The organism is Streptomyces sp. XM83C (assembly GCF_023072675.1).
GTDB classification, from domain to species: Bacteria; Actinomycetota; Actinomycetes; order Streptomycetales; family Streptomycetaceae; genus Streptomyces; species Streptomyces thermocoprophilus.
Window position 1 is genome coordinate 1 of record NZ_JALLGL010000299.1, and the last position, 7,391, is coordinate 7,391.

7 protein-coding genes are annotated in these 7,391 nt (G+C 73.1%); 5 read left to right on the forward strand and 2 right to left on the reverse strand.

From position 1 onward, the window contains the following. From MTQ10_RS25195 to MTQ10_RS25215, 5 genes are all read left to right on the forward strand, one after another. Positions 1 to 1,813 (forward strand): HelD family protein (locus MTQ10_RS25195; RefSeq protein WP_247472450.1); only part of this gene is annotated, 1,813 nt, incomplete at its 5' end. A 107-nt stretch (positions 1,814 to 1,920) separates the two neighbouring features. Beyond that, the gene (locus tag MTQ10_RS25200; protein ID WP_247472451.1) at positions 1,921 to 2,493 is read left to right on the forward strand and encodes a GNAT family N-acetyltransferase; all 573 of its coding nucleotides are present in this window, start codon (positions 1,921 to 1,923) and stop codon (positions 2,491 to 2,493) included. A gap of 177 nt (positions 2,494 to 2,670) precedes the next feature. Then, positions 2,671 to 3,117, forward strand: a complete 447-nt coding sequence (locus MTQ10_RS25205) for a helix-turn-helix domain-containing protein (protein ID WP_247472452.1) — start codon at positions 2,671 to 2,673, stop codon at positions 3,115 to 3,117. Between the two features lie 77 nt (positions 3,118 to 3,194). After that, complete coding sequence (locus MTQ10_RS25210) at positions 3,195 to 3,794, forward strand: hypothetical protein (protein WP_247472453.1); 600 nt, start codon at positions 3,195 to 3,197, stop codon at positions 3,792 to 3,794. Between the two features lie 142 nt (positions 3,795 to 3,936). After that, positions 3,937 to 4,290 carry a DUF2516 family protein gene (locus tag MTQ10_RS25215; protein ID WP_247472454.1) on the forward strand — a complete coding sequence of 118 codons (354 nt, stop codon included), beginning with the start codon at positions 3,937 to 3,939 and terminating at the stop codon, positions 4,288 to 4,290. Positions 4,291 to 4,471: 181 nt separating this feature from the next. Here MTQ10_RS25215 and MTQ10_RS25220 read toward each other — a convergent pair whose 3' ends face one another. Beyond that, a complete protein-coding gene (locus MTQ10_RS25220) occupies positions 4,472 to 5,773 on the reverse strand; it encodes a PP2C family protein-serine/threonine phosphatase (protein WP_247472455.1) in 1,302 nt (433 codons plus the stop codon). A 327-nt stretch (positions 5,774 to 6,100) separates the two neighbouring features. After that, the gene (locus MTQ10_RS25225) at positions 6,101 to 7,222 is read right to left on the reverse strand and encodes a C40 family peptidase (RefSeq protein ID WP_247472456.1); all 1,122 of its coding nucleotides are present in this window, start codon (positions 7,220 to 7,222) and stop codon (positions 6,101 to 6,103) included. Positions 7,223 to 7,391: the final 169 nt, after the last annotated feature.

The following is a 7,391-nucleotide window of genomic DNA, read 5'->3' on the forward strand; positions in this document are numbered from 1 at the left end:
TCGCGGCGGCCCCCCTCCCTCCCGCGCCGGTGACCACGCCGGCCAGCGCTACCACATCGGCCGCCTGCGCATCACCGAGGACCCGGCCTCCCCGCCCCTCGTCGTCGACTGGCGCGCCCCCGTCTCCCGCGCCTTCTACCAGGCGAGCGCCCGCGACCCGCAGGGCGTGGCCGTACGGCGCCGCTACGGCTGGGCACCGGGCAGCCGCGGCGACTCCGCCGACCTCACCGGCCTGGAGGACGAGCACCTCGGCCGGGGCGAGGACCGCGGCAGCGCCATCGTCGCCCGCGAGATCGAACGCCCCCGCGTCGGCCCCATGCGCGACATCGCCGCGACCATCCAGCCGGAACAGGACGACCTCGTCCGCGCCGGCCTCGACGTCTCCGTCTGTGTGCAGGGCGCCCCCGGCACCGGCAAGACCGCGGTCGGCCTGCACCGCGCCGCCTACCTCCTCTACACCCACCCGCAGCGCATCCGCCGAGGCGGCCTGCTCGTCCTCGGCCCCAACCGCACCTTCCTCTCCTACATCGCCGAAGTGCTGCCCGCGCTCGGCGAGACCGGCATCCGACAGTCCACCCTCACCGAGGAGATCGCCGCCGGCCGCACGGCCACCGGGCACGACGACGACCGCGCGGCCCGCGTCAAGCACGACGCCCGGATGGCCGAGGTGCTGCGCCGGGCCCTGTACGCGCGCGTGGCCGCCAGCGGCGGCGACATCGCCGTGCCCGACGGCAGCTGTCGCTGGCGGGTCACCGCGCACGAACTGGCCCGGATCGTCATGGACGTACGGCAGGAGCAGCCGCCGTACTCCGTCGGACGGGAACGGGTCCGCGCCAGGATCGTGCGCCGCGTCCAGGAGCAGGCCGAGCGGCGGGCCGGACCCCAGCCGCAGTCCTGGGTGCGGCGCATCGAGCGGGCCCGCGCGGTGACGGCGGCCCTGGACGAGGTGTGGCCGAAGGTACGACCCGAGGAGGTGCTCGCCGACCTGCTCACCGCCCCCGCCGCCCTCGCCCGCGCCGCCGACGGGCTGCTCACCGACGACGAGCAGCGGGCGCTGCTGTGGGCGAAGCCGCCCCGCTCATGGAAGTCGGCGCGCTGGTCGGACGCCGACCTGGTCCTCCTCGACGAGATCGCCGGACTCGTCGAACACCCCCAGGGATACGGGCATGTCGTCGTCGACGAGGCCCAGGACCTGTCCCCGATGCAGGCCCGCGCCGTCGCCCGCCGCTCCGCCTACGGCTCCCTCACCGTCCTCGGCGACCTCGCCCAGGGCACCACGCCGTGGGCCGCCCGCGACTGGGCCGACCTGCTGAAACACCTGGGCAAGCCGGACGCCGCCGTCGTGCCGCTGACCACCGGCTACCGGGTCCCGTCCGCCGTCCTCACCCTCGCCAACCGGCTGCTGGCCCGCCTCGGCGTCGCCGTGCCCGAGGCGCGTTCCCTGCGCGCCGACGGCGAGCTGAGGATCGTCGACGCGGGCACCGACCTGCCCGGCGCGCTCGCCGAAGCCGTCCGCGCCGCCCTCGCCGAGGAGGGCTCCGTCGGGGTGGTCGCCGCCGACGCCGACATCCCGGCCGTACGCGACGCGCTCACCGGCGCCGGCCTCGCCCACGCGGGCCCCGAGGACCTGTCGTCGCGGGTGACGGTCGTCCCGGCGACGCTGGTGAAAGGCCTGGAGTACGACCATGTCGTGGCCGTCGAACCGGCGTCGATCGCCGAGGCCGAACCCCGCGGCCTGCACCGCCTGTACGTCACCCTCACCCGAGCCGTCACCCGCCTGACGGTCCTGCACACCCGCCCCCTGCCGTTCTGACCGACGGCGCCGTCACACCACCGCCCCGACGCGCGCCGGTCGGCGCCCTGCCCGCACCGCGCGAAAAAGCATGTGCCGCGCCGCGCTCACCCGGCCACCATCGCCGTATGCGTTCGTACCCCGCGTATCTGGAGACCGCCCGGCTCGTGCTGCGTCCGTTCACCCCCGACGACGCCGACGACCTCCACGCCCTCGACAACGACCCCGACGTCATGCGCTTCCTCAACGGCGGTCGCCCCACCAGCCGCGAGACCGTACGGGACCGCGTCCTGCCCAGGCTGCTGCACGAGCACCCCTGCCTCGGCACCCGCGGCTACTGGGCCGCGCAGGAGAAGGACAGCGGCGTGTTCCTCGGCTGGTTCGAGTTCCGCCCGCTCGACGACGCCGACGCGGCCGTGGTGGAACTCGGCTACCGGCTCGTCAAGGCCGCCTGGGGCCGCGGCTACGCCACCGAGGGCGCCCGCGCCCTCCTCGACCACGGCTTCACCACGTACCCCGCCCTGCGCCGTGTCACCGCCAACACGATGACCGTCAATCACGCCTCGCGCCGCGTGATGGAGAAGGCGGGCCTGCGCTTCCTCCGCGCGTACTTCGAGGACTGGCCGGACCGTATCCCCGGCTCGGAACACGGCGAGGTCGAGTACGAACTCACCCGCGAGGAATGGGAGAGGCGCCGCTGACGAGGCGCCGCGGCGCGGACGGGCCAGGGCGAGGGCGCGGTCAGGCCCGGCGATGTGCAGGGTCCGCCGCCCCGCGGCTGTGGTGCGGGTGCGGCCGTCGGAACGGCCGACACGCCCCCGGTAGCGCTTGCAAGCAGGGTGCTTGCAATTGTTAGCAGGGTGGGGCAAGGTGGAGGCATGGCATCGCTCAACGTCGGCAATCTCGGTGAGTATCTGCGCGAGCAGAGGCGCAACGCCCAGCTCTCGCTCAGGCAGCTCGCCGACGCCGCCGGGGTGTCCAACCCGTACCTGAGCCAGATCGAGCGCGGGCTGCGCAAGCCCAGCGCGGAGGTGCTCCAGCAGGTCGCCAAGGCGCTGCGGATCTCCGCCGAGACGCTGTATGTGCGCGCCGGCATCCTCGACGCGGAGCGGGACCGGGACGAAGTGGAGACCCGCGCGGTGATCCTCGCCGACCCGACGCTCAACGAGCGGCAGAAGCAGGTGCTTCTGCAGATCTACGAGTCGTTCCGCAAGGAGAACGGGTACGGCGGCGACACCGAGGCCGACGGCGTGAGCGACGCCGCCGCGGACGACCCCCGCACGGTCGGCGGAAGCGACGCCGATCCGCGGCGAACGGCCGGCTGACCGGTCCAGGGAGAGACCGGCCGCCCGCCGCGGATCAACAGACCCTCATCCGAAACGAATCCGGGAGGACCATCACCATGGCCATCACCGACGACCTGCGCAAGACCTTCAGCGACCCGACCCCGCTCTACTTCGCCGCCGGCACCGCCGATCTGGCCCTTCAGCAGGCGAAGAAGGTGCCGGCCCTGGTCGAGCAGCTGCGTGAGCAGGCCCCGGCTCGCATCGAGGCGGTCCGCAACACCGACCCCAAGGCGGTGCAGGAGAAGGCCGCCGCCCGTGTCCGCGAGACGCAGGAGACCCTCCAGGCGAAGGTCACCGAGCTGCTTTCGACCCTCGACGGCGACCTGAAGAAGCTCGGTGAGACCGCCCAGGACCTCGCCCTGCGCGGTGTCGGCGTCGCCGCCGAGTACGCCGTGAAGGCCCGCGAGACCTACGAGAAGGTCGCCGAGCACGGCGAGCAGGCCGTGAAGACCTGGCGCGGCGAGGCAGCCGAGGGCATCGAGGAGCTGGCCGTCGCCGTCGAGCCGGACGAGCCGGCCGTGCAGAAGGACGAGCCGATGCCGGCCGCCCCGAAGGCCGCCGACGCGAAGCCCGCCGGTGCCGCCGCGAAGAAGCCGGTCGCGAAGAAGGCCTCGGCGCGCAAGACCACGGCCAGGAAGAGCACGCCGTCCGAGTGACGGCCGCCGGCGCCCCGCTCGAGGGGCGCGCGGTCACGGGCCGGGCACGTTCCGGGTGCCCGGCCCGTTCTCTGGGTACGGTGGCGACGAGGCGGCGAGTCCGCCGGCAGCGCGCGGACGGAGAGACAGGCGGTGGAGGGCGATGCTGATTCAGGGATTCAGCTGGGTGATGTTCCTGCTGAGCGTGGGCCTGCTGGTGTTCAGCGGCTTCGCACTGATCGACGCCGCGATCCGCCGTGAGGACGCCTACCGGGCCGCGGACAAGCAGACCAAGCCGTTCTGGCTGATCGTCCTCGGCCTGTCGTTCCTGGTGAACGTGGCCAATCTGACCCTGGCCAGCATGTGGTTCCTGCTGATCATCGGCCTCGTCGCGACCATCGTGTACATGGTCGACGTCCGTCCCGCCCTGCGCGGCCTGTCCGGCGGCGGTGGCTGGGGCCGGCGTCGTGGCTCCAGCAGCGACGGGCCGTACGGGCCCTGGAACGGCGGTCGCTGAGCCGACGGGCGGCATGTCGACCGACCGTTCGGCTCCTCTTCGGCCGGTTGTCCGGGCCTCGGGCACGAGAGACGAGCAGCGCCCCCGGCGCTCGCGGTGACGCGGGCCGGGGGCACTTCCGCGTCCGTCGGGGCCGTCCCGGTCGGTTCCGTCACGGCACCCGGTCCCGCCGGACCACCGGCTAAGGCACCCGGTCCAGCAGGACCACCGCCACGTCGTCCGTCAGCTCGCCGCCGTTCAGCTGGCGCACCTCGTGCACCGCGGCCTGCAACAGTTGCTCGCCGCGCAGGCCCTGTGCCAGCTGGCGGCCGATCATCTCCAGCATGCCGTCCTGACCCAGCCGCTCCCCGCTGTCGCCGACGCGGCCCTCGATGAGGCCGTCGGTGTACAGCATCAGGCTCCACTCCGGGCCCAGCTCCACCTGGGTGCGCGGCCAGCGCGCGCCCGGCAGCAGGCCGAGGGCGGGGCCGTTGTTGTCGTACGGCAGCAGTTGCGGCGGGCGGCCGGGGCGGGCCACCAGCGGGGACGGGTGCCCGGCCAGGCACAGCCCGGCGCGGCGGCCGTCAGGTGCGATGTCCACCGTGCACAGCGTCGCGAAGATTTCGTCGTCGCCGCGTTCGTGCTCCAGCACCTGCTGCAACGTGTTCAGCAGCTCGTCGCCGCACAGCCCCGCCAGCGTCAGCGCACGCCACGCGATGCGCAGCTCCACGCCGAGCGCGGCCTCGTCCGGGCCGTGCCCGCACACATCGCCGATCATGGCGTGCACGGTGCCGTCCGGGGTGCGGACGGTGTCGTAGAAGTCGCCGCCGAGCAGCGCGCGGGAGCGGCCGGGCCGGTAGCGGGCGGCGAAACGCAGCGAGGAACCGTCCAGCAGGGGCGTGGGCAGCAGGCCCCGCTCCAGGCGGCGGTTCTCCTGGGCGCGCAGCCGGCCCTCGGCCAGTTTCCGCTCGGCCGTGTCCGAGCGTTTCCGCTCGACGGCGTACCGGATCGCCCTGCTCAGCAGCCGTCCGTCCAGTTCGTCCCGGAAGAGGTAGTCCTGGGCGCCGACGCGTACGGCCTCGGCTCCGCGCTCGGCGTCGGCGGAGGCGGTGAGTGCCAGCACGGCATGCCGGGGCGCCAGCTCCAGCACGTGCCGCAGCACGGCCAGCTCGTCCTCGTCGCCCTGGGCACGGCCGGGCGCGGGCAGCGCGAGGTCCAGCAGGATGCAGTGGACGTCGTCGGTGAGCAGCCGCTCGGCCTCGGTGAGGTTGCGGGCGGTGCGCACCCGGATCGGCTTGCCGGCCGAGTCGAGCAGATCGGGCACGATCGGCGAACCGCCGGGATCGTCCTCGATCAGCAGCAATGTGAGGTTTGTTGTGGTGTCGGCGGCCGTGGCTTCCTTGCGCGGGGTCTCTTCCTTCGAGGGGCCGCCGATGAGTGCGGCCGGCGCCTGACCACTTTCCACGGCCGGGACCGCCCTGGGCCGCGGTACGGGTACGGGCATTGTCTTGGGTTCCTTCCCTCCCCCCGAGGGCATGGCGGAACCGAGGGACCTCGGTCCACCGACGGGGACCATAGCGGGTGGCGGTGCCGTAGAGGAATGGCGCGGGCCACCCCGTCCGGCCGTCGGCCGCTGTCATATGCCGCGTTCCGTACCGCAGTTGGACAGGTCGGCGCCCATACGGGGATGACGAACGTCACGTCGGTACCGGGTTTGGCCCAAGATCGACGTGCTGTGGGTCACGTGGGGCGGGTCACCGGAGGCCAGTTGGGGTGTGGCGCAGGGCCGGTCGTGTCGGGTCCCCGGGCGCCCGCCGGCGTGTGCCGCCGGTCAGGCGTCCGGCCGTACGACCCCCAGGATCGGCATGGAACCCGCCCCCGCGACGGTCACCGTCCGGCCGGGGCGCGGGGCGTGGACGATGCTGCCGTCGCCGATGTACATGCCGACATGGCTGGCGTCCGCGAAGTAGACGACGAGGTCGCCGGGGCGCATGTCCTTCACGTCCACGTGCCGCAACTGCCGCCACTGCTCCTGCGAGGTGCGGGGGATGGCCCGGCCGGCGTGCGCCCAGGCCTGCATGGTCAGACCCGAGCAGTCGAAGGTCTGCGGCCCCTCGGCGCCCCATTCATACGGTTTGCCGGTCTGCGCGGTGGCGTATGTCACCGCCTTGGCGCCCTGTTCGGATGCCTTGGCCTGGATCTCCTTGAGGATGCCCGTGTCCAGCCATGCGGTCTGCGCCTTCTGCGCGGCCTGCCGCTCCAGTTCGGCGAGGCGTTCCTTCTCCTCCTTCTCCAGCCGGGACTCCAGCTTCTCGGCTTCGGAGATCTGCTTCTTGACCTTCTCGCGCGCGGCTTCCTTCTTCTTGCGGTTGGTCTCCAGCTCCCGCCAGTGGGCGGCGGCGTCCGCGGCGTACTGCTTCAAGTCCTGCTGGGTGCGGGTCATTTCGTCCAGCATCGCCTTGGTGGCGCGCTCGCCCTGGATGACCCGGCCCGCGCCGTCGAGGAACTGCCCAGGGTCGTCGCTGAGCACGAGATGCGCCTCGGGCGGCAGCCCTCCGGAGCGGTACTGCTGGCGTGCGGCGGCGCCCGCCCGGTCCTTCAGCGCGTCGAGCCGCCGCTGCCCCTCGACGATCTTCTCCGCCAGGGCGACGAGCTGCTCGGACTGCTTCTTCGACGCCTCCTCGGCGGCGTTGTACGCCTCGGTGGCGACGGCCGCGTCGTGGTAGAGCTTCTCCAGCTTCGCCCGAACGGCTTCCAGGTCCTTGTTGGGCGGAAGCGCCGGCGCGGCCGAGGCGGTCCCGGAGGGTGCGGGCGTGGGCGCGGGCGCGGTGGTGGGCGTGGGGGTCGGTGACGCCGGGCTCGCGAAGGCCGTGCCGGGCGCCGCCAGCACGGTGATCGCGCAGACCACGGTCACGGCGGCCGTGATCAGGCCGCGCTTCCCCGCCGTACCCATACGTCTCCCCCACCTGATTAACCGTCAGTAACTTCTGGGCGTCGGGGGGATCGTGCCATGTCCGCGCGGAAAGCAACAGAGGTCGTCGCACGGCACAGATCCCCGTCACCGGGACGGATGCCCGCCAGTGTGACGAAGGAGACGCGGAGATCGTTCCGGGCGAGGGATG